Source organism: Rhodoferax sp., assembly GCF_023701345.1.
Classification (GTDB): Bacteria; Pseudomonadota; Gammaproteobacteria; order Burkholderiales; family Burkholderiaceae_C; genus Rhodoferax.
On the sequence record NZ_JAMPXE010000010.1, the window covers coordinates 22744 to 43736 of the forward strand.

Annotated in this window: 19 protein-coding genes; 6 read left to right on the top strand and 13 right to left on the bottom strand. The window is 63.0% G+C overall.

Annotated elements, in window-relative coordinates; all coding sequences use genetic code 11:
• Positions 1-16: 16 nt before the first annotated feature.
• Positions 17-781 carry a DUF6639 family protein gene (locus tag NDI87_RS02680; RefSeq protein WP_296273261.1) on the bottom strand — a complete coding sequence of 255 codons (765 nt, stop codon included), beginning with the start codon at positions 779-781 and terminating at the stop codon, positions 17-19.
• A gap of 167 nt (positions 782-948) precedes the next feature.
• On the opposite strand from NDI87_RS02680, the gene NDI87_RS02685 reads away from it, so the two are divergent.
• Entirely contained in the window at positions 949-2160 is a 1212-nt protein-coding gene (locus NDI87_RS02685) for a CaiB/BaiF CoA-transferase family protein (RefSeq protein ID WP_296273262.1), read from the top strand.
• A gap of 4 nt (positions 2161-2164) precedes the next feature.
• On the opposite strand, the gene NDI87_RS02690 is transcribed toward NDI87_RS02685, so the two are convergent.
• The 9 genes from NDI87_RS02690 to ruvA form a co-directional block, all read right to left on the bottom strand.
• The gene (locus NDI87_RS02690; RefSeq protein ID WP_296273263.1) at positions 2165-3376 is read right to left on the bottom strand and encodes a M20 aminoacylase family protein; all 1212 of its coding nucleotides are present in this window, start codon (positions 3374-3376) and stop codon (positions 2165-2167) included.
• A gap of 34 nt (positions 3377-3410) precedes the next feature.
• Positions 3411-4475 carry a Holliday junction branch migration DNA helicase RuvB gene (gene ruvB / locus NDI87_RS02695; RefSeq protein ID WP_296273264.1) on the bottom strand — a complete coding sequence of 355 codons (1065 nt, stop codon included), beginning with the start codon at positions 4473-4475 and terminating at the stop codon, positions 3411-3413.
• A gap of 121 nt (positions 4476-4596) precedes the next feature.
• Positions 4597-5460: an alpha/beta hydrolase gene (locus NDI87_RS02700; RefSeq protein WP_296273265.1), complete on the bottom strand. Its 864-nt coding sequence runs from the start codon at positions 5458-5460 to the stop codon at positions 4597-4599.
• A gap of 15 nt (positions 5461-5475) precedes the next feature.
• Positions 5476-6186 carry an ABC transporter ATP-binding protein gene (locus NDI87_RS02705; protein WP_296273266.1) on the bottom strand — a complete coding sequence of 237 codons (711 nt, stop codon included), beginning with the start codon at positions 6184-6186 and terminating at the stop codon, positions 5476-5478.
• Positions 6183-6947, bottom strand: a complete 765-nt coding sequence (locus NDI87_RS02710; RefSeq protein ID WP_296273267.1) for an ABC transporter ATP-binding protein — start codon at positions 6945-6947, stop codon at positions 6183-6185. Before NDI87_RS02710 ends, NDI87_RS02705 begins: the two co-directional genes overlap by 4 nt.
• On the bottom strand, positions 6944-7960 hold the full coding sequence (locus NDI87_RS02715; RefSeq protein ID WP_296273268.1) for a branched-chain amino acid ABC transporter permease: 1017 nt from the start codon (positions 7958-7960) through the stop codon (positions 6944-6946). Before NDI87_RS02715 ends, NDI87_RS02710 begins: the two co-directional genes overlap by 4 nt.
• Complete coding sequence (locus NDI87_RS02720) at positions 7953-8873, bottom strand: branched-chain amino acid ABC transporter permease (protein ID WP_296273269.1); 921 nt, start codon at positions 8871-8873, stop codon at positions 7953-7955. Before NDI87_RS02720 ends, NDI87_RS02715 begins: the two co-directional genes overlap by 8 nt.
• Positions 8874-8971: 98 nt before the next feature.
• A complete protein-coding gene (locus NDI87_RS02725) occupies positions 8972-10168 on the bottom strand; it encodes an ABC transporter substrate-binding protein (RefSeq protein WP_296273270.1) in 1197 nt (398 codons plus the stop codon).
• A 113-nt stretch (positions 10169-10281) separates the two neighbouring features.
• Positions 10282-10854: a Holliday junction branch migration protein RuvA gene (ruvA, locus tag NDI87_RS02730; RefSeq protein ID WP_296273271.1), complete on the bottom strand. Its 573-nt coding sequence runs from the start codon at positions 10852-10854 to the stop codon at positions 10282-10284.
• 59 nt (positions 10855-10913) lie between these two features.
• Between ruvA and NDI87_RS02735 the strand changes: the two genes are divergently transcribed.
• Genes NDI87_RS02735 through NDI87_RS02745 form a run of 3 tightly spaced genes read left to right on the top strand, consistent with a single transcriptional unit; the run spans position 10914 to position 13128 of the window.
• A complete protein-coding gene (locus tag NDI87_RS02735) occupies positions 10914-11918 on the top strand; it encodes a PhoH family protein (RefSeq protein ID WP_296273272.1) in 1005 nt (334 codons plus the stop codon).
• Entirely contained in the window at positions 11915-12358 is a 444-nt protein-coding gene (ybeY, locus tag NDI87_RS02740) for an rRNA maturation RNase YbeY (protein WP_296273273.1), read from the top strand. Before NDI87_RS02735 ends, ybeY begins: the two co-directional genes overlap by 4 nt.
• 26 nt (positions 12359-12384) lie before the next feature.
• Positions 12385-13128, top strand: coding sequence for a Crp/Fnr family transcriptional regulator (locus NDI87_RS02745; protein ID WP_296273274.1), 744 nt, complete (start codon positions 12385-12387; stop codon positions 13126-13128).
• 61 nt (positions 13129-13189) lie between these two features.
• Here NDI87_RS02745 and NDI87_RS02750 read toward each other — a convergent pair whose 3' ends face one another.
• The 3 genes from NDI87_RS02750 to NDI87_RS02760 are packed head-to-tail and all read right to left on the bottom strand — an operon-like array spanning position 13190 to position 18117.
• Positions 13190-15142, bottom strand: coding sequence for an amylosucrase (locus tag NDI87_RS02750; protein WP_296273275.1), 1953 nt, complete (start codon positions 15140-15142; stop codon positions 13190-13192).
• Positions 15143-15160: 18 nt separating this feature from the next.
• The gene (locus NDI87_RS02755; RefSeq protein WP_296273276.1) at positions 15161-15991 is read right to left on the bottom strand and encodes an HAD-IIB family hydrolase; all 831 of its coding nucleotides are present in this window, start codon (positions 15989-15991) and stop codon (positions 15161-15163) included.
• Entirely contained in the window at positions 15988-18117 is a 2130-nt protein-coding gene (locus tag NDI87_RS02760) for an HAD family hydrolase (protein ID WP_296273277.1), read from the bottom strand. The genes NDI87_RS02755 and NDI87_RS02760 overlap by 4 nt, the downstream gene beginning before the upstream one ends.
• Positions 18118-18309: 192 nt before the next feature.
• Between NDI87_RS02760 and NDI87_RS02765 the strand changes: the two genes are divergently transcribed.
• Positions 18310-20373, top strand: coding sequence for an RNB domain-containing ribonuclease (locus NDI87_RS02765; RefSeq protein WP_296273278.1), 2064 nt, complete (start codon positions 18310-18312; stop codon positions 20371-20373).
• Positions 20370-20993 (top strand): energy transducer TonB (locus NDI87_RS02770; protein ID WP_296273279.1); only part of this gene is annotated, 624 nt, incomplete at its 3' end. The genes NDI87_RS02765 and NDI87_RS02770, both read left to right, overlap by 4 nt.

A 20993-nucleotide genomic window follows, 5' to 3' on the forward strand; every position in this document is an offset into this window, starting at 1 on the left:
GCATGTGGCCAAGCCCTTATTCAACCATGACTTTTCCAGCCAGGATGGCATGCAAGTAACGACGCCCATTGTCCGGTTTAAGAAAATGCCGGTACGCCTGCACGCCGAATCGCATCGGATCAGCCATGTAGATGAGGGTACTCATCTGCCAATCGCCTTCGTAGCCGTGCCCGGGGGATTTCCTCAGAATGCGCGCCCGTACTGCCGGAGCCATGGTGGCAAACATCGTCACGTAGGCCATGTACTCTTTTGCCTGAATGGTCGGCCTGGCAAACTTGAAGTTGCAGTCGCTGATGGCATGCGCGACTTCGTGCGCGGCGAGGCTGCGGTACAGCGCGTCCTCAATTGGAATGTGAAACCAGTTTTTGAATTTTTTGAATTCCGAATAGGACAATAGATGCACCGCCTGGGCCCTGTCACCATGGCAGCCGTCGGGCGAATCCAGATAGAGACCGCCTGCGGTGGCCGTGCCAGCCGCGGGCAGTTGATGTGCGACCACGATCAAGACCCGATTGGCTGTATTGAAGCCCTGCGCGTTGAGAAAGTAAATGGCGTCGTTTGCCCCCTCGCATGCGAGTTTGACATCCGCCGGTTCACATGAATGAACAGGCTGGTCTTTTGTGGCGCATGTGACTTCAATCCGTGCCATCGCAGGGGTGGCGCACGAAGCAATGGTTGCTGCCCGGACGGATGATGCACTACTTGACCATAGACCGCCCCCCATGGCCACGGCCGACACGGCCCAAGCAACAGCGTCGGCCGATTGAAACCAGTGTTTCATATCAAGCCCCCTTTACCCTGTTCAATCAGCGTGGTTTCACTGTGGACTTGCAGCAGAATGAGTGGTTGATAATTGTCAAGGCACTGCCCGGATTGGTCTAGTGATTTGCTTTTGTTCAGTCAGCGCAGTTTGCGAAATAATCGGCGCAATCCAGAAAGCGCACCGCCATGAACCCAAGCCCAGACAACACACCCCATGCCCTGCCACTGGCCGGCCTGCGCGTGGTCGAATTCACCCACATGGTGATGGGCCCCACCTGCGGCATGGTGCTGGCCGACATGGGCGCCGAGGTGATCAAGGTCGAACCGATCGAGGGCGACCGCACCCGGCATTTGCTCGGCGCCGGGGCCGGCTTTTTCCCGATGTTCAACCGCAACAAGAAGAGCATCGCCATCGACCTGCACAAGCCCGAGGGCGCGGCCCTTGCGCGCCAGCTGGCGGCCAGCGCCGACGTGGTGCTGGAAAACTTCAAGCCCGACACCATGGCCAAGTACGGGCTCGACTATGCCGCGCTGTCCCGGGTCAACCCCAGGCTGATTTACGTCAGCCACAAGGGCTTTTTGCCCGGCCCTTACGAGCACCGCACCGCGCTCGACGAAGTGGTGCAGATGATGGGCGGCCTGGCCTACATGACCGGCAGGCCGGGCGACCCGCTGCGCGCCGGCACCAGCGTCAACGACATCATGGGCGGCATGTTTGGCGCCATTGGCACCCTGGGCGCCCTGATCCAGCGCGGCATCACCGGCAAAGGCCAGGAGGTGCAAAGCGCGCTGTTCGAAAACAACGTGTTTCTGGTGGGCCAGCACATGCTGCAATACGCCATCACGGGCCAGCCCGCCGCGCCGATGCCGGCGCGCATCTCGCCCTGGGCGGTGTACGACGTGTTCACGGTGAAAGACGGCGAGCAGATCTTTATCTCGGCGGTGAGCGACGCGCAATGGACCACCTTTTGTGACGTGTTCGGTTTTGCTGACCTGAAATCAGACCCGCGTTATGCCAGCAACAACGACCGCGTGCGCGAGCGCCCCACACTCTTGCCCGTGCTGCGCGAGCGCCTGGGCCGCCACAGCGCCACGGAGCTGGCCAATCTGATGGAGGCCAACAAGCTGCCTTATGCGCCGATCCGCAAGCCCGAGGAGCTGTTTGACGACGAACACCTGCTGGCCACCGGCGGCCTGGCCGACATCACCCTGCCCGACGGCGAGCGCGCCGGCCAGACCACCCAAGCCGCACTGTTCCCCTTCACCCTGGACGGCCAGCGCCTGGGCGTGCGCCTGAGCCCGCCGGTGCTGGGCGCGCATACCGATGAACTGTTGAGCGCATTGGGATATGGCGCAGCTAACGTCAAGGCCCTGCGCGAGGCAGGCGCGGTGGCTTGAGTTGTCAGGCCGACAAAGGCATCGCCTGCTCCGCCAGGCTGGCGTGCAGGGCGGCACCGAGCGGCAGCACCTCGTCGTTGAAGTCGTAGCGGTTGTTGTGCAGGTGGCAGCCGCCCATGCCGTTCTCGGTGCCCTGGCCGAGCCGCAGATAGGCGCCGGGCTTGACGCGCAGCATGAAGGAAAAATCTTCGGCGCCCATGCTCGGCTCCAGGTCGCGCACCACGTTGGCGGCGCCCACCAGGCTTTCCGCCACGTCGCCGGCAAAGCGGGCTTCAGGCGCGGTGTTGACGGTGGCCGGGTACATGCGCTGGTAAGTCACTGTCGCGCTGGCGCCAAACGCCTGCGCCACCGCACTGCACAACTCAATGAGGCGGCGCTCGATCAGCGCCTGCACCTCGGTCTTGAAGGTGCGCACCGTGCCGACCAGGGTGGCGCTGCCCGCCACCACGCTCATGGCGCCCAGGTCGCCCGCCTGCATGGCGCACAGACTGATGACGGCGCTGTCCACCGGCTTGACGTTGCGCGACACAATGCTTTGCACCGCGGTGATGATGTGCCCCGCCACCAGCACCGGGTCCACCGTCTGGTAGGGGTGCGCGCCATGGCCGCCCTTGCCGGTGATCTCGATGCTGATGCGGTCCGCCGCGGCCATCATCGGGCCGGTGTTCAGGCCGATGGTGCCGGGTCGCATGGCCGGCCAGTTGTGCATGCCAAACACCGACTGCACCGGAAAGCGCTCGAACAGGCCGTCGTCGATCATGGCCTGGGCACCGGCGTAGCCTTCTTCACCGGGCTGGAAAATCAGCACGGCGGTACCGTCAAAGTTGCGCGTCTCGGCCAGGTAGCGCGCCGCGCCCACCAGCATCGCGGTATGACCGTCGTGGCCACAGCCGTGCATCAGGCCGGGCTGGGCCGATTTCCAGGCAAAGTCGTTGTGCTCGGTCATGGGCAGCGCGTCCATGTCGGCGCGCAGGCCGATCATCCTGCCGCTGCTGTGGCGCTTGCCCTGGATCACAGCCACGACGCCGGTCTTGCCGATGCCGGTATGGATGGCATCGACACCACAGACTTTAAGCGCCTGCTGCACGCGATGGGCGGTATAGACCTCCTCAAAGCCCAGTTCCGGGTGCGCGTGCAGGTCGCGCCGCAAGGCGGTCAGTTCGGGGTGGAAAGCGGCGATGTGGGCAAAGGCACGGCTGTTGCTGGTGTATTTCAAGAGACTGTCCTTTCAGGTCAGTGAAGCAAAACCATCACACGCCGAACAGTTCCCCGCCGGCCTGGTCCGCCGGCGGCGTCACGCCCAGGTGGCGGTAGGCGGCCAGTGTGGCAATGCGGCCGCGCGGCGTGCGCTGCAGGTAGCCCTGCTGGATCAGGTAGGGCTCGATCACGTCCTCGATGGTTTCGCGCTCCTCGCCAATGCTGGCGGCAATGTTGTCCAGGCCAACCGGGCCGCCGTCAAAGCGGTGGATTACGGCTTCGAGCAGTTTGCGGTCCATCAGGTCGAAGCCCTGCGGGTCGACATCGAGCATGGCCAGCGCGCGGTTGGCGATGTCAAGCGTGATCTCGCCCACACCCTTCACATCGGCGTAGTCGCGCACCCGGCGCAACAGCCGGTTGGCAATGCGCGGCGTGCCGCGTGAACGGCGCGCAATCTCGAAACCGCCTTTTTCATCGGTGCTCACCTTGAGCAGCCCGGCACTGCGCTTGACGATGCGCGCCAATTCCTCGGGGGTGTAAAACTCCAGCCGCGCCACAATGCCAAAGCGGTCGCGCAGCGGGTTGGTCAGCATGCCGGCGCGGGTGGTGGCGCCGACCAGCGTGAAAGGCTGCAGGTCAAGCTTGATGGAGCGCGCCGCCGGGCCTTCGCCGATCATGATGTCAATCTTGTAGTCTTCCAGCGCCGGGTACAGGATTTCCTCGACCACCGGGCTCAGGCGGTGGATTTCGTCGATGAACAGCACATCGTTCTTTTCCAGGTTGGTCAGCAGCGCCGCCAGGTCCTTGGGTTTTTCCAGCACCGGTCCGCTGGTCTGGCGCAGGTTGACGCCCAGCTCGTGCGCAATGATGTGGGAAAGCGTGGTCTTGCCCAGGCCCGGCGGGCCAAACAGCAGCACATGGTCAAGCGCTTCGTCGCGCATCTTGGCGGCGCTGATGAAAATCTCGAGCTGTTCGCGCGCCTTGGTCTGGCCCACGTACTCCTGCATCAGCTTGGGCCGCAGCGCGCGCTCGATCGCCTCCTCGTTGGGCGAGGCGGGCGTGTTGGACACCACCCGCTTGGGCGGCGCCGGGGCAAAGTCATCGGTTTGGATACTCAAGGCAGGCTCAGGTTAAGGCGATAAAACGTCGTCATTGCGAGCAAAGCGAAGCAATCCATGACTTCCGGCTGCATGGACTGCCACGCTACGCTCGCAGTGACGGGGTCAGGGTTCATGTGCACTATAGCGCCAGCCGGGTCGCCAGCCATTGGCTCAAGGAACTGGCGGGGTCTTCAAAGCCATGGATGCCAAGGTAATGATCACAACCGGGCAGCGCGCTGAGTTCGCCGGCGTTGCCCGCACCGTGCCAGGCGGCGTGGAAACTGCTGGCCTGGCGCGCAAATTCCGGGCTTTCTTCGCTGCCCCAGTTCACCCAGATCGGCGTTTGGCAAGGCCGCACGCCAAACATCGGCGAGTTGCGCCGGATGAGGCCCTCATCGAGCTGGATCATGGGCTGCAAATAGCTGTAGCGCAGCGGCGCAATGTCATAGACACCACTCACCAGCACCGCGGCAGCGATCGGATCGGTGGGCAGACCGTAGTCCTCGGCCCAGCGCGTTTGCAGGCACATGGCGGTCAGGTGTGCGCCGGCCGAATGCCCGCCCAAGGCGATCCGCGTCGGATCACCGCCGTACTCGGCAATATGGCGCTGCGCCCAGGCCACGGCAGCGCGCACCTGGCGCGTGATTTCATCCAGCGTCACCGCCGGGCACAGGGCGTAATTGACCACCACGGTGGTGATGCCCAGCGGCTGCAGGCCGAGTGCCACGCAGCCGAATTCCTTGCTGGAAAACGCCCGCCAGTAACCGCCATGGATGAACACGAACACCGGCGCATTGGGCGCATCGGCCGGAAAGATGTCGAGCGTTTCGGCCAGCGTGGGACCATAAGGCACATCGAGCACGCAGCGCAAACCGGCGCGGGCCTGGCTTGAGCGCGCGAGGTAGTGTTTGGCCGGTGCCGTCGCGTCGGCCAGCTTGATGGCGGGGTTGTACTGCGCGTCAAGCTGGGCCTGCGTTTCAAAGTCTCGATAAAGCGTTGTCATGATCCCAGCTTTCTATCACACCCCGACATAGCGCTGCCACAGGGCTGGCTCCGCCGCCAATTGCGCCGAGTTGCCCTGCCATACCACCTGGCCGCGTTCCAGAATGCTGTGATGATGCGCCAGTCTGATCAAGCGCTCGACATATTTATCAATCACCAGAATGGTCTGGCCACGGCTGCTCAACTGATGCAGGCACTGCCAGATGTCCTCGCGCACCAGTGGTGCCAGGCCCTCGGTGGCCTCGTCCAGAATCAGCAGGTGGGGGTTGGTCATGAGGGCGCGGCCAATCGCCAGCATTTGCTGCTCGCCGCCCGAAAGTTCGTTGCCCATGTGGCGCACGCGCTCGGCCAGTCGCGGGAACAGATCAAAGACTGACTCCAGCGTCCACGGGTCTGAGGAAGCATTGCGGTTGGCGGCAAAGGCCAGCAGGTTTTCCCGGACCGACAGATTCGGAAAAATCTGCCGGCCTTCGGGCACCAGCGCCAGCCCCATGCGGGCAATGCGGTCGGGCGTGTAGCGGTCGATGCGCTCGCCGCGAAAGCGCACGCTGCCGCTGAACGCCGGCGTCAGGCCCAGAATGGCGCGCACCGTGGTGGTTTTTCCCATGCCGTTGCGCCCGAGCAGCGTGGCCACCTCGCCGGGCTGCACGGCGAAACTCACGCCAAACAGGACCTGGCTGGCGCCGTAGGCGGCCTGCAGACCGTCCACATCAAGCAGCGCGCTCATGCCTTTGCCTCTTCATCGTCACCCAGGTAAGCCCGTCGCACCTCGGGGTGCCGGCGGATGTCATCGGGGGTGCCGCAGGCAATGACCCGGCCAGTCACCAGGGTCGAAATTCGGTCGGCCAGCCGGAACACCGCGTTCATGTCGTGCTCCACCAGCAGCAGCGTGGTATCAAAGCGCAGGCTCTGCAGCAGGTTCAGCATGCGCTCGGACTCATCCGGCCCCATGCCGGCCATGGGCTCGTCGAGCAGCAGCAGTTTGGGCCGGGTGGCCAGCGCCAACCCCACCTCCAACTGGCGCTGCTCGCCGTGCGACAGGGCGCCGGCAAGCTGATGAATTTGCAGCCCCAGACCGACCCGCTGCGCCACATCAAACGCCAGCGTGTAGCGTTCCGCGTCGCGCCGCGCCGGGCGCCAGAAGTTCAGGCTGTGGCCGGCATGGGCCTGCACCGCCAGCGCGATGTTGTCCAGCACGGAAAGTCGCTGAAAAATGCTGGTGATCTGGAACGAGCGCGCCAGGCCATGCGCCACCCGTTGATGCATCGGCATGCGGGTGATGTCCATGCCGTCAAAGTGGATGCGCCCGGCGCTGGGCGCCAGGGCGCCGGAAATCAGCTGGATCAGGGTGGTTTTGCCGGCGCCGTTGGGGCCGATCAGCGCATGGATCTCACCCGCCTGCACGCTCAGGCTGGCGTGATCGGTGGCGCGCAGACCGCCATAGGACTTGACCAGCCCGTCCACCTGCAGCAGGGTGCCGGGGTTCATGGCGCCGGCCTTTTGCGCCACAGGCTCAGCAGCCCGTTCGGCGCCAGCAGCACCACGGCCAGCAACACCGCGCCCAGGCCAAACTGCCAGTGGATGGTGTAGCTGCTCAGCAGCTCTTCGAGCAGCAGAAACACCACGGCACCGACCAGGCCACCGTACAAATGGCCGACGCCGCCCAGAATCACCATCACCATCAACATGCCCGACTCGCTCCACTGCATCATCGACGGGCTGACAAAGCCGCCCTGATGCGCCAGCAAGGCACCGGCCAGGCCAGCCAGCGCCCCCGCCAGCACGAAGGCCATCAACTTGAAGCGGTACACCGGAAAACCGATGGCCGCCATGCGCGTCTCGTTTTCGCGAATCGCCTGCAAGGCGTGGCCAAAGCGGGAATTCAGCAAGCGATGCACCGCCAGAAACACCAGCGTGGTAATGGCCAGCACCAGGTAATAAAAAGTGGCGTCCTGGCTCAGGTCCAGGCCAAGGCCCAGCTTGAAGCGCCCCGCCAGCGACAGGCCGTCGTCGCCGCCATAGGTTTTGAGCGACACCATCAGGTAGTACAACATCTGTGCAAAGGCCAGCGTGATCATGATGAAGTACACGCCCCGGGTGCGCAGGCTGATGGCCCCGATGAGCAAGGCCAGCGCAGCCGCCGCCACAAAGGCCAGCAGCAGTGCCAGCCAGGCGGAATGGAAGCCGTTCTGCATCAGGATGCCCGCCGCATAAGCCCCCACGCCGATAAAAGCCGCATGGCCAAAACTGACCATGCCGCCAAACCCCAGGATCAGGTTGAGGCTGGTGGCCGCCAGCGCAAAAATCAGCATGCGGCTGGCCACGCCCACGTAAAAGTCCAGCCCCCAGGCGTGCGCCAACTCGGGCAGCAGCACCAGGGCGATCAGCAAAACCAGGCCGGTGCGCCAGTACAAGGGGTGGTCCAGCAAGCCGGGCAACAGGCGCAGCGGGGCCGTGGCCACCGCAACCGGCTTGGCGGGGTGTGAATCCAGCTCAGCCATGGGCAGGAAACAGCCCTTGCGGCTTGAAAAACAGCACCGCCGCCATCAGCACATAAATCAGCACGGCAGCGACGGCCGGGCCCGCGCTGGCGGCCAGCGCCGGCCCCATGACGCGTTCAAAGACAAAAGGAATCAGGGTGCGCCCGGCGGTGTCCACCAGCCCCACCAGCAGCGCCCCCAGCAGCGCGCCGCGGATCGAGCCGATGCCGCCGATCACGATCACCACAAAGGCCAGTATCAAAATGCTCTCGCCCATGCCGACCTGCACCGCAAGCAGCGGCCCGAGCATGCCGCCGGCCAGCGCGCACAAGCCCGCGCCAATGGCAAACACCAGGGTAAACAGACGCCGCACATCGACGCCCATGGCCAGCGCCATCTCGCGGTTCGAGGCGCCGGCGCGCACCTGCATGCCGAGCCGGGTGCGCGTCACCAGCAGGTACAGCAGGCCCGCTGCCGCCAGCCCCACGGCAATGATGAACAGGCGGTAGGCAGGGTAGCTGAAGCCCGGCAACAGCTCCACCGGGCCGGCCAGCGCGGCAGGCGGGTTGAGTTCAAGCGGCTGCGAGCCCCAGACCATGCGCACCGCCTCGTTGCTCATCAGCAAAATGGCAAAGGTGCCCAGCACCTGCGACAGGTGATCGCGCTGGTACAGGCGGCGCAGCACGGCAAGCTCCAGCAGCGCGCCTAGCAGCGCCGTGGCGACCACACCAAGCGCCAGACCGGTCCAGAACGAGCCACTGGCCAGTGCGATGCTGGCAATCAGGTAGGCCCCGACCATGTAGATCGAGCCGTGCGCCAGGTTGATCATGTCCATGATGCCAAACACCAGCGTCAAGCCGGCAGCCAGCAAGAACAGCATTAGGCCAAACTGCAGGCCGTTGAGCGACTGCTCCAGAAGCAGAATGCCGGTCATGACCGTTCTCCTTGAACCGTCATCGCGAGGAGCGCAGCGACGTGGCGATCCATGCACACCTGGATTGCCGCACTTCGTTCGCAATGACAGCCATATCGTCAGAGCACGGGCATCTTGCACTCGCCGACATAGGCATCGGCGTGGTTTTTGAACACCGTGCCCAACGTTCGGTTGGTGATGCGGCCCTGGGCGTCCTTGGTGATCACGCGCAAGTAGTAGTCCTGGATCGGATAACCGTTGGTGTTGAACTTGAAGGCCCCGCGCACCGAGTCAAATCTGGCGGCGGCGATGGCCTTGCGCAGCGCAGCTTTGTCACTCAAATTACCCTTGACATCGCGCACGGCGGCGTCCATCAACCGGGCAGCGTCGTAACCTTGTGACGCATACAAGGTGGGCAGGCGGCCGTAGTCTTTTTGAAAGTCGGCGACAAAGCGCTTGTTGACCGGGTTTTGCATGTCGTGCGCCCACTGCGAGGTGTTGAACATGCCCAGCATCGGCTCCCCCACAGCGCGGATCACGTCTTCATCACCCGAGAAACCGGGGCCAAACAGCGTCATGTCCTTGGACAAGCCGGCACCGACAAACTGCTTGATGAAATTGATACCCAGGCCGCCTGGCAAAAAGATGTAGACCGCATCAGCACCCGAGGCGCGCATTTTGGACAACTCGGCGCCATAGTCCAGCTGGCTTAGGGGCGTGTAGGTTTCCAGGGCAATTTGTCCCTTGAAATAACGCTTGAATCCGGCCAGCGCGTCCTTGCCCGCCGGGTAGTCGGGCGCCAGCAAGGCCACTTTCTTGAAGCCTTTGTCCTGCACCGTTTTGCCCACCGCTTCGTGCTGGTTGTCGTTCTGGTAAGAGGCGCTGAAAAAATACGGGTTGCACTGGGCGCCGGCGTACTGCGACGGACCGGCATTGGCGCTGATGTAGAAGGTTTTGGAATCAAAAATCGGCTTGCCCACCGCCAGCATGACGTTGGAAAACACCACGCCGGTCATGAAATCCACCTGGTCGCGCTTGACCAGCCGGTCTGCGGTTTGCTTGGCGGCGTCGGGCTTGCCCTGGTCGTCGGCCACGATCACCTCGACCGGCAGCCCGCCGAACTTGCCATTGGCATGCTTGAGCGCCAGGTTGAAACCGTCGCGAATGTCAATGCCCAGGCCCGCGCCGGGGCCGGACAAGGTGCTCAGCAGGCCGACCTTGACCTTGTCGGCGGCAAAGGCCGAACCCGCCAGACCGAGCAGGGCGGCGGCCGCGGTCAGTGTGAGGCTCAGGGATTTAAGACCAATCGTTTTCATCAAAATATCCTGTCAGGGGTTGAAAGGGAAGTGGGCTATTGCTACGGCCCGTTGAAGTATGAACCGAATCTATCACGGGCAATTCAGGCGGCCATTGTCGCGGAGCATTCAGGCTACTTCGCCAGCGCCTTGAGCGCCAGCTTGATGCCATCGCTGACACCAATGTCTTTCGGCAGTGCTTTCAGCGCGGCGGCGGCCTCCTTGTCGCTGTAGCCCAGCGCCAGCAGCGCCTGCAAAATGTCGCCCTGCGCGTCGCTGGCGAGGCTGCTGGGCAGACCAATGTCGGGGCCGAGCTTGCCCTTGAGCTCCAGCAGCAGGCGTTCGGCGGTTTTCTTGCCGATGCCGGGCACCTTGATGAGCCGGCCGCCCTCCTGCAGGGTGACGGCCTGCGACAACTCGGTCACGCTCATGCCCGACAGCACGGACAAGGCAGTGCGCGGCCCGACGCCCGAAATCTTGATGAGTTCGCGAAACGCCGCACGCTCGGCCGTAGAAGCAAAGCCATACAGAATCTGCGCGTCCTCACGCACCACAAAGTGCGTCAGCAGCGTCACCCTGGCGCCCAGCTCGGGCAGGTTGTAAAACGTGCTCATGGGCACGAATACCTCGTAGCCCACGCCGTGGCAGTCCACAATGACCTGCGGTGGATTCTTGTCGTCGAGGGTGCCAGTGAGTTTGCCGATCATTTTGTGCCTATCATTAAGTATGTTTTTCGCGTGAGTCCAATTTTTGGGAATTATCAACTTTGATCCTCCGACATATTTTTTCGCCGCCCAACAACGCCCGACTGGCGCACCTGTGCGGCCCCATGGACGAGCACCTGCGCACCATCGAGGCCGCGCTGCAAGTCAAGATTGCGCACCGCCACGAGCAGTTCAAGGTGGACGGGCTCAAGGCCGCTGCCCGCCGCGGCATGGAAATGCTGCAGGCGCTGTACGAGATGGCGGCGCGCCCGATCGAGCCGCGCACCGTGCAGCTGATGCTGGCCGGCGACGGCGATGTCAACGGCGCGGAAGGCCCGTCGCTCAAGACCAAACGCGCCGACCTCAAGCCGCGCTCGCTGAATCAGGCGCATTACCTCGACAGCATCGTCAGCCACGACATCACCTTCGGCATCGGACCGGCCGGCACCGGCAAGACCTACCTGGCGGTGGCCATGGCGGTGGACGCGCTGCAGCGCAGCACGGTGCAGCGCATTGTGCTGACGCGCCCGGCGGTGGAAGCCGGTGAACGGCTGGGCTACCTGCCCGGCGACCTGGCGCAAAAGATCGACCCCTACCTGCGCCCGCTGTACGACGCGCTGTACGACCTGATGGGCTTTGAGGCGGTGCAAAAAGCCTTTGAGCGCCAGACCATCGAGATCGCGCCGCTGGCCTTCATGCGCGGGCGCACGCTCAACACCGCTTTTGTGATTCTGGACGAGGCGCAAAACACCACCCCCGAGCAGATGAAAATGTTCCTGACACGCATCGGCTTTGGCTCCAAGGCCGTGGTCACCGGCGATGTCAGCCAGATCGACCTGCCCAGCACCCAGCTCAGCGGCCTGATCGACGCCGAGCGCGTGCTCAAAAGCGTCGAAGGCATCGCCATCTGCCGCCTGACCAGCGCGGACGTGGTTCGCCACCCGCTGGTGGCGCGCATTGTGGACGCCTATGACGCCCCCGGGCGCATCGGCATCCTGCGCCGTGATGACGCCGAGCCGCTGGCAACCAAACGCCCCTCCCGCAGCCTCAAGCGTTCCGACCTATGAACCAGCTCACCCTCTCCCTGCAATTTGGCAAATTTGAAGACGTGGCCCAGCACCGCGCCGCGCTGCCTCGCCACAAGGTCGCGCGCTGGCTGCGCGCCGCACTGCAAAGCGATGCCGAACTCACCGTGCGCATCGTCGATGCCGAAGAAGGCCAGGCCTTGAACCGCGACTACCGCAAAAAGGACTACGCCACCAACGTGCTGACCTTCGACTACACCCAGGAACCGGTGGTGACCGCCGACCTGGTGCTGTGCGCGCCGGTGGTGGCGGCCGAGGCGAAAGAACAGGGCAAAACCCTGGAAGAGCACTACGCGCATTTGCTGGTGCACGGCGCCCTGCACGCGCAAGGCTGGGACCACGATGAAGACGAAGACGCCCAGGTGATGGAGCTGCGCGAAAGCGAGATCATGGCGCGGCTGGGTTTTGACAATCCGTATTGAGTCCACTTCCTTTTTGAAAATTTGCCATGCCCACCAAAAAAACAGCTGACGCCGGCCCGCCCAACCCCAAGCTCAACCAGATCCTGGCCATGCTGCCAGCGTCAGAGTACGAGCGCCTGCTGCCCGATTTGCACCTGGTCGCCATGCCGCGCAAATGGACCCTGTCGGAATCTGGCGATCACGTCAATTTTTTGCACTTCCCGACCTCCGGCATCGTCTCGCTGATTTACGACCTGGAAGATGGCTCTTCCAGCGAAGTCGCCCTGGTCGGCAATGAGGGCTTGATCGGCATCTCGATCTACATGGGCGGCGACAGCCTGCCCACCAGCACCGAGGTGCAAAGCGCCGGCAGCGCCTACCGGCTCAGCCGCAAGATCATGAAGCGTGAATTTGCACTGGGCGGCCAGCTGCAACACCTGGCGCTGCTGTACACCCAGGCGCTGATTTGCCAAACGTCGCAAACCGCCGTTTGTAACCAGCACCACTCGGTAGAACAGCGATTTTGCCGCTGGCTATTGATGAGCCTGGACCGCGTGCACAGCGACCAAATGGCCATCACCCAAGAGCAAATTTCACATCTGCTGGGCATTCGACGGGAAAGCGTCACACAAACGGCGGGCAAACTGCAAAAAGACGGCTTGATTGCCGTGGCGCGCGGCAGCATCACCGTGGTGGATCGCGCCAAGCTCGAAGCACGCGTCTGCGAGTGTTACGCCGCCGTCACCGAAGAGTGTGAACGCTTGCTGCCGACACCCAAAACACCAAAGTAAGCCCTCGGCGCCCGGCCCGGCACGGCCGGTGATTGCCTACCCGGGGTTTTTGCGGGCGGTCTCAGTCAACCAGCCAGCAACAGGACAGCGGCGGCACCGTGACCGCATCGTTTTCCACCATGATGCGCTCGCCGGTACAAAGCTCGCGCATGGCCTCCTGATGAAACAAGCCGACGGGGCGCAACGCGCCCAGCGGCAACCGTTGGACCTCGGTGTTGAAGTTGCTGACCACCAGCACCCTGTTGCGCGCGTTGTGCAGGTCGGTGCGCAAAAAAACAAGCAGGTTGGGGTTGTCCACGTGCAGCAATTGGCGATTGTCGAAATCGGCAAAAGCGCTCAACTCCTTGCGCATGGCGATCATTTTTTTCAGCGTACTGAAAATGCGCTGCTCCAGCGTGCCACTTTGATGCCGCAACGCCGCCTTGTCCCAGTCGAAATTCGAGCGATTCAGCCACCGGTTGTCGTTCGCCCGGAAAGGATCGGCAAGGTATTCCAGACTGTTGAGCGTGCCGATGGCGTCACCGTAGTAAAACAGCGGAATGCCGCCAAAGGACAGGATCACGCCGTGCAGCAGCACAATGGTTTTGATGGCGGCATCGATGGCTGCCGGGTCCTGGTCCTCCAACGCCGTTTCAAGCCCGGCCAGCGAGGCCAGCGAACCCGAGATGCGCGCATCGCCGGTCTTGGGATTCGCGCCAAACGGCACGCCCCGGGCGACCGACCCGGGGTATCTGCCGGTGAAGTAATCGATCAGAAAACTCCGGTGTTGCACCGGGTCATAGCCTGACAGCCGGACATCGTTGTCATCAAAGCCCAAACCGATGTCGTCGTGGCAGCGCACATAGTTGAGCCAGGTGGCCCGCTCCAGCTTGTTGGGCAGGTGCTTGATGCCCAGGTTCAGCAGCATGGCATTTTTGGTGGCGACCCCGTCCCACAGCAGGGACATCAGCGTGGCGTTGTAGGCAATCTCGCATTCCTTGGCGTTGATGGCGTCTTCGCCGAAATACTTGGCCACCTCGCTGGGCGCCACGATGGCCTCGGCGATGAACAGCACGCCCGGCGCGGTGACCTGGCAGCAGTCCTTCATCAACTGCAACAGCAAGTGCGCCTCGCGCTCATTCTGGCAGGTGCTGCCGATTTTTTTCCACAGGAACGCCACCGCGTCCAGGCGCAAAACATCTGCGCCCTTGTTGGCCCAGAACAGGATGATGTCGATCATCTCGATCAGCACGGCCGGGTTGCGGTAGTTCAGGTCCCACTGGTAGTTGTTGAACACCGTCATGACCCACTTGCCCATGGCCTCGTCCCAGGTGAAATTGCCAGGTGCGGTGGCCGGAAAGACCTCGGGCATGGTTTCCTCGAAGGTGTCGGGCATCTCGCGGTCATCGAACACGTAGTAGTAGTCCTGAAACTTCTTCTCGCCCCGGCGCGCCCTTTGCGCCCATTCGTGCTCGTCTGAGGTGTGATTGACGACCACGTCGAGCACCAGCAGCATGTCGCGCTTCTTTAGCGTGGCCGCCAGCGCCTCAAGCTCTTCCGTGCTGCCGTAGCGTGCATCCACCTTGAAGAAATCACTGACGGCGTAGCCACCGTCGGCATGCGCCGGCGGGCAATCCAGGATCGGCATGATGTGCACCATGTTGATGCCCAGGTCCTGCAGGTAGGGCAGCCTGCTGCGCAGGCCTTTCAGGTCATCGGCAAAACGGTCGCAATACAGCGCCATGCCGACCCACTTCTGGCTCAGGAACCAGTTGTAGTCGCGCTCCCGGGCCAGGTCCGACTTGCGCAACGGGGGGCTGCGCTCCATGTAGCGCACGGCCAGCGTCTCCACCAGACTGACCATTTGTGCCTTGAAGTCGGGCCGCTCGCCGTAGAGCAGGTGGAACAGGGAATGAATGGCATAAAAATTGGCCCCGAGGCGGGTGTAGAAATGACGCAGCCGGTAATTGCCGATCTCGGGTTTGAGCTCCATCAGGATTTCGTTCAACATCGCGTGGGACGCTTGTTCGTACATCAGTGCTCTCCAGAAGATTCAGTTTTGCGCGCGCAACCAGGCGTCAAACGCCGGGTGGTAATGGGCAACGCCCTCCAGAATACCTGCGCTGTAATTGCCGTTCATGCCCAGGTAGCCGCCCTTTGCCAGATACAAGGTGGCCGGGTTGGCGGCTGCCACCAGGCTTTTGACTTGCGGGTCGGCATTGGCCACCAGCACGGCCGGAATGCCGCTGAGCAGCACATCCAGATCGTTGCCGCTGTCGCCCGCAAACAGGGTGTCCTCGTCCTGAAAGCCTTGCTGCCGCATCAGGCAACGGATGGCGTGCAGCTTGCTGGCGCTGGCGGGCAAGACATCGAGCAGGCCCAGACCGGCCGGTTCATCCACGCTCCAGATCAGGCTGGCCTTGATGTGCGCCTGTGTCAGACGGGCATCGACGGCGCGGACCAGGCTTGGTGCATCTTCTGACTGCGCCACAAAGTAACTGAGCTTGTGCCGGTTCTGCTTTTCAGGCGGCTGCAGTTGCAACGCCGGCAAATCAGCCAGCAGGCGACGCAGGTCGTCGTGCGCCAGGCCATGCCAGTCCGGGTCGATCTGCGCACACCAGGCCTCGTTTTGCTGCCAGCCGGATGGCGCGACCTGGTAGATCGTGGTCCCCACATCGGCAATCACAAAAGCGGGTGCCGGCAGGTCGAAATCAAGCATCGCCTGCGCAATGAGCGCCCGGTGCCTGCCGCTCACGTAGACCAGTGTCACGTCGTCGCGGCGCACCAGTTGCCTGAACAGCGCCAGCGCCCCCTTTGAGTCGGGCTGGGCGCCGTTGGCAATCAGGGTGCGGTCCAGGTCGGTGCAAAGCAACAAGCGCCTCATGCTGCGGCTCCGGCCTCGTCGTCGGCAAAAAAGCGGTAATGCGTCATGGCCTCCAGAATGCCCGCCGCGTGCGGCAGTTTTGAAAAATAAATCTTCTCGATATTCGCCAGATCGGCCAGCTCGCCCAGGTGGCGGTTGTCCACCACCACGCCCAGCGTGTTGCCGCGCAACATGTCGGCGTCGGCACCCGTGACCCCGGCGACCAGCGTCTGCTCCAGCGGAAAACCAAATTTCTCGGCGCACCAGCGCAAGGCGAGGCCCTTGGAGGCGCGCACCGGGAGCACGTCAAGAAACTGTCCGAACGAAAAAATCACGTTCACGGCTTGCTCATTGCGCAGCAACAGCCGTCGAATGTTGTTGACATCCGTCGCCGCGGGATCCATGAAGTAACTCAGCTTGAACGCGCTTTGGTTGCTCTTGGGCTGCATTGTCAGTCCCGGCACGTCCTTGAGAATGTCGCGCACCGCCTGCCGGTTCCACTGGTGGTCGATGTGGCGCGCCCAAACCGCGTCCTCGGTCAGGTTGGGGGCGTAATGGATCTGCGTGCCCTGCCCGGTGATCAGCACATCCGGCTGGGGAATGTTGTGCCGCTTCAAGATGGTCAGCGCATCGTCCAGGCTGCGGCCCGTGGCAATGCCAAAGATGATCGACTTGCGGTGTTCCTGCATGGTGTGCAAAAAAGGCACCAATGACACCGTGTCGCCGATCAGGTTCTGGTCCAGGCTGGTAAAAATGGCCTGTTGACGGAACGTGCCCGAGCGGCGCCGCACAGGCATGTGAGTCCGGGGTTCTGCTGTTTCCACCAGCGGCCGGATCACCGACAAATAGCTTTCCACATGCGCCGGCCACGAGTAAAAACGGCGCACGCCAGCGATTCCATTCCTGGAAAAGCGCCGCCACGCCAGCCGGTCTGACAGGGCCAGCAGCAGCGTGTCCGCCAGCGCCGCCCGGTCGAGCGGGTTGATCAGGTGGCCGTTGCGGCAATTGCGAATGATGTCGCTCGGACCGCCGTCCTCGGTGGCCACAATCGGCAGACCGCAGGCCGCCGCCTCGATCAGCGTCAAGCCAAAGGGTTCGGTCAGCGCGGGGTTGACGAACACGCCATGCGAGGCTGCCGCCAGGCGGTACAACACCGCCACCTCTTCCGGTTTGTGGTGTTTGGGGTAGGCCACCTTGCCATACAGGTCGTATTTGTCAATGGCCAGCAAAATATCGGTGAGCACCGCTTTTGAAACGTTCTCCATCTCCTGAATGTCGTCACGGTTGCCCGCCACAACCACCAGGTTGGCGGCTTGTTGCAGCGCGGGTGAGCCGCCGTAGGCCTCGATCAGGGCCACCAGGTTCTTTTTCGGGTCAGGGCGCGACAGCGCCAGAATCATCGGCTTGTTCGGCTGATCCAGATAACGCTTGAGCGCCAAGGCCATCGGGCTGGTTTTTTCATCGCCTTGTGGCGGAAAAAATTGCGTCAGGTCCGTCCCCGGCGGAATGACCCGCATCCGCTCGGGCTGGTAAAAATCGTACAGACCGTACTGCTGCTCAATCTCCTGCTGGGTGCTGGTGATGACGCACGCCGCGCTGCCCAGCGTGGTTTCTTCGGCCTCGATGCGCCGTGAGATGTGGTAGGTGGATTCGATCTCGTTGCGCTTGATGCCGCTGGCCAGCAACTGCAGGCGTTTGTTGCGCCCCAGGGAATGGCCGGTATGCACCAGGGGAATGCCCAATTGGTGTGACAGGCGCGAGCCCACGTAGCCGGCATCGGCGTAATGGCTATGAAAAACGTCCGGCATGCGGGGCTGGCGCTTGAGGTAAAGCAACACGTTGTCTGAGAAATTGTCCAGCGCGTCCCACAGCATTTCCTTGCGCAGGTATTTGTCTTCGCCGCAGGCAATGCGCACGATGCTGGCCTTGTCTGACAGCGGCTCGAACACTTCGGCATAGTCGGCGCTGACCTGGCTGTCAACCACACGACGCGTCAGCAGCACCACCTGTTCAACATCCGCGCGCTCGCCCAAGGCACGGGCAAGCTCCACCACATACTTGGTCTGGCCGCCGGTGTCGGCGTCGCGTCCCAGCTCCAAGTCATGCCCACGGATCAAGCCATGCACACTGATCAAGACGATAGACAACGGTCTTTTTACCGCCAATGTTTGCTTTTTCATAGCCCCCATTCCTGTGTGAAGCGCTGGTAAACATCCAACCCATCGGATAAGACACCGCAGATTTGCAGATAGATGGTAGCAAATACATTGCCGGCACCCACCGTCATGGGTTGTGCCCGCCTTGCAGGCAACAGCGGCAAGCCATGGGACAATTCGCCCATGTACTTATTATTTGAAGAAACCGGCAAATTCCTGGCCGGACGCATGCTCTCCGAGGCAGACACGTCGGCGCAGGTGGAGCTGGACTCAGGCAAGCGCGTCAAGGTCAAGGCGGCCAACATGCTGCTCAAGTTCGACAAGCCTGCGCCGGCTGAGCTGATGGCGGGCGCGCAGGCTGTGGCCGCCGGCATCGAGCTCGACATGGCCTGGGAATTCGCGCCCGAGGGCGATTTTGGTTTTGCCGAGCTGGCGCGCGACTATTTCTCGGAACACGCCACGCTGGAGCAACAGGCCGGCACGCTGATGGCGCTGTATGAGGCACCGCACTACTTTCGCCGCGCCGGCAAGGGCCGCTTTAAAAAGGCCTCAGCCGACATCCTGGCGCAGGCGCTGGCCGCCATCGAGAAAAAGAAGCAGGTTCTGCAGCAAATCGAGACCTGGGTCAAAGAGCTGAGCGAAGGCAGCTGCCCGCAAGCCATCCGCGACCAGTTGTACAAAATCCTGTTCAAGCCCGACAAAAACGCGCCTGAGTACAAGGCCGTGGTCGAGGCCTCGCGCGCCACCCATCTGGGCCCGCTCGACCTGCTGATCAGGGCCGGCGCGATTGACTCGCCCTACCAGTTTCACTGGAAGCGTTTTCTGCTGGAAAACTTTCCCAAAGGCACGGGTTTTCCGAAGTTCGATGCGCCCCCCATCAAGGACGACCTGCCGCTGTCCCCCGCGCGCGCCTTCTCGATTGACGATTCGGCCACCACCGAGATCGACGATGCGCTGTCGGTGCAGGGCCTGGGCACCGGCACCGTGGTGCTGGGCATTCACATCGCCGCGCCCGGCCTGGCGATCCAGCCCGGCAGTGCCGCCGACCATTTGGGCCGCGCGCGCCTGTCCACGGTCTACATGCCCGGCTACAAACTCACCATGCTGCCCGACGACGTGGTGCAAAGCTACACCTTGTCAGAAGGCTGCGACTGCCCGGCGGTGTCGCTTTATGTGACGCTGGATGAGGCCACGCTGGAGATCAAGGCGACCGAGACCAAGCTGGAGCGCGTGCACATTGGCGCCAATTTGCGCCACGACCAGCTTGATGCGGTAGTCACGCTGGAGTGGCTGCAAGACCCGGCCTTCATGCACGACACCGATCCACCGCCGCTGCAGCACAAACGCCCGCAGCTCTCGTTTTTGCACCGCCTGGCGCAAGACCTGAAGGCCAAGCGCGAGGTGGTGCGCGGCAAGCCCGAAAACTTCAACCGCCCTGACTACAACTTCAAGCTGGTCGGCAATGACGGCGCCGAGCCGCAGGGCACCGAGCAGGTGCAGATCAGCGTGCGCCAGCGCGGCGCGCCGCTGGATTTGATCGTGTCGGAAGCCATGATCCTGGCCAACAGCACATGGGGCAGCTGGATGGCCGAGCTTGGCGTGCCCGGCATTTACCGCAGCCAGGCGTCGATGTTGCCCGGCGTCAAGGTGCGCATGGGCACGCGCGCCCTGCCGCACGCCGGCATCGGCGTCAAAAGCTACGCCTGGAGCAGTTCGCCGCTGCGCCGTTATGTCGATCTGGTCAACCAGTGGCAGATCATTGCCTGCGCCCGCCATGGCAAGACCGCCGCGCTGGTGGCGCCCTTCAAGCCCAAGGATGCCGAGCTGTTCTCGATCATCTCCAGCTTTGACGCCGCCTACTTCGCCTACAACGGCTACCAGAACGCCATCGAGCGTTTCTGGACGCTCAAATACGTGCAGCAGCAGGCCATCACCGAGATCGAGGCGACCCTGTTCAAGGACAACCTGGTGCGCGCCGACCACCTGCCGCTGGTGCTGCCGGTGATGGGCGCGCAAGGCTTGCCGCGCGGCGCGCGGGTGCTGGTGAAGCTGGGCGACATCGACCTGGTGTCGCTCGACATCCACGGCACCGTGCTGGAGCGGCTCGATACCGAACCCGAGGTCTTTGATGCCGACGAAGAGCAGGACGAGGACAGCGTGGCCGGCCCGATCGCGATTGCCGTGGACCTCGACGACGCAGACGCCGGCCCGAAATCCGGCGCAGCAGAGGCCCCTGATACGCCGTGAAGCTGTCGTCGTTCAGCACCCTCCAGCTGGCCCTGGGCGCGTCCATTGCGGTACATGCCTCGCTGCTGACCGTGCGCCTGGTCAACCCCGAGGCCTTCAAGCAGGTCATGCAGGACAGCGCGCTGGAGGTGATCCTGGTCAATGCCAACCCGCAGGAGCGGCCGGACAAGGCGCAGGCCATCGCCCAGGTCGCCATGGCGGGGGGTGGTGAGGCTGCCAGCGGCCGGGCCAAAAGCCCGCTGCCGCCGGCCTTGCTGAATCTGGACGGCGAAGACAAGGCGCAGGAGCAGGAGCGCCAACTGCGCGAAATGCAGGAACAGCAAAACCTGCTGCTCAATGTCAAGCGCTTGCTGAGCAGCCTGCCGCCCAGTGAACCGCAACAGCAAGCCCTGACGCCCGAGCAGGCGCAGCGCGAGCAAAAGCAGAAACAGCTGGTCAAGCTGCTGGCCGAAATCGAGCGCCGCATCAACCTGGAAAACGCCCGCCCCAAAAAGCGCTACATCAGCCCGGCCACACGCGAGGCGGTGTACGCGGTCTATTACGACCACTTGCGCCGCACCATCGAAGACCGGGGCACGCTGAATTTCCCGCAGGCCAACGGCCAAAAGCTGTATGGCGAA

What these genes read in the sequence shown, in the direction of transcription:
- NDI87_RS02710 (WP_296273267.1), bottom strand. Translation starts at nt 6,947, where the DNA reads ATGAACCCCGGCACCCTGCTGCAGGTGGACGGGCTGGTCAAGTCCTAT.
- NDI87_RS02700 (WP_296273265.1), bottom strand. Translation starts at nt 5,460, where the DNA reads ATGACAACGCTTTATCGAGACTTTGAAACGCAGGCCCAGCTTGACGCG.
- NDI87_RS02680 (WP_296273261.1), bottom strand. Translation starts at nt 781, where the DNA reads ATGAAACACTGGTTTCAATCGGCCGACGCTGTTGCTTGGGCCGTGTCG.
- NDI87_RS02750 (WP_296273275.1), bottom strand. Translation starts at nt 15,142, where the DNA reads ATGTACGAACAAGCGTCCCACGCGATGTTGAACGAAATCCTGATGGAG.
- ybeY (WP_296273273.1), top strand. Translation starts at nt 11,915, where the DNA reads ATGAACCAGCTCACCCTCTCCCTGCAATTTGGCAAATTTGAAGACGTG.
- NDI87_RS02725 (WP_296273270.1), bottom strand. Translation starts at nt 10,168, where the DNA reads ATGAAAACGATTGGTCTTAAATCCCTGAGCCTCACACTGACCGCGGCC.
- NDI87_RS02715 (WP_296273268.1), bottom strand. Translation starts at nt 7,960, where the DNA reads ATGGCTGAGCTGGATTCACACCCCGCCAAGCCGGTTGCGGTGGCCACG.
- ruvA (WP_296273271.1), bottom strand. Translation starts at nt 10,854, where the DNA reads ATGATCGGCAAACTCACTGGCACCCTCGACGACAAGAATCCACCGCAG.
- NDI87_RS02720 (WP_296273269.1), bottom strand. Translation starts at nt 8,873, where the DNA reads ATGACCGGCATTCTGCTTCTGGAGCAGTCGCTCAACGGCCTGCAGTTT.
- NDI87_RS02765 (WP_296273278.1), top strand. Translation starts at nt 18,310, where the DNA reads ATGTACTTATTATTTGAAGAAACCGGCAAATTCCTGGCCGGACGCATG.
- NDI87_RS02705 (WP_296273266.1), bottom strand. Translation starts at nt 6,186, where the DNA reads ATGAGCGCGCTGCTTGATGTGGACGGTCTGCAGGCCGCCTACGGCGCC.
- NDI87_RS02755 (WP_296273276.1), bottom strand. Translation starts at nt 15,991, where the DNA reads ATGAGGCGCTTGTTGCTTTGCACCGACCTGGACCGCACCCTGATTGCC.
- NDI87_RS02745 (WP_296273274.1), top strand. Translation starts at nt 12,385, where the DNA reads ATGCCCACCAAAAAAACAGCTGACGCCGGCCCGCCCAACCCCAAGCTC.
- NDI87_RS02685 (WP_296273262.1), top strand. Translation starts at nt 949, where the DNA reads ATGAACCCAAGCCCAGACAACACACCCCATGCCCTGCCACTGGCCGGC.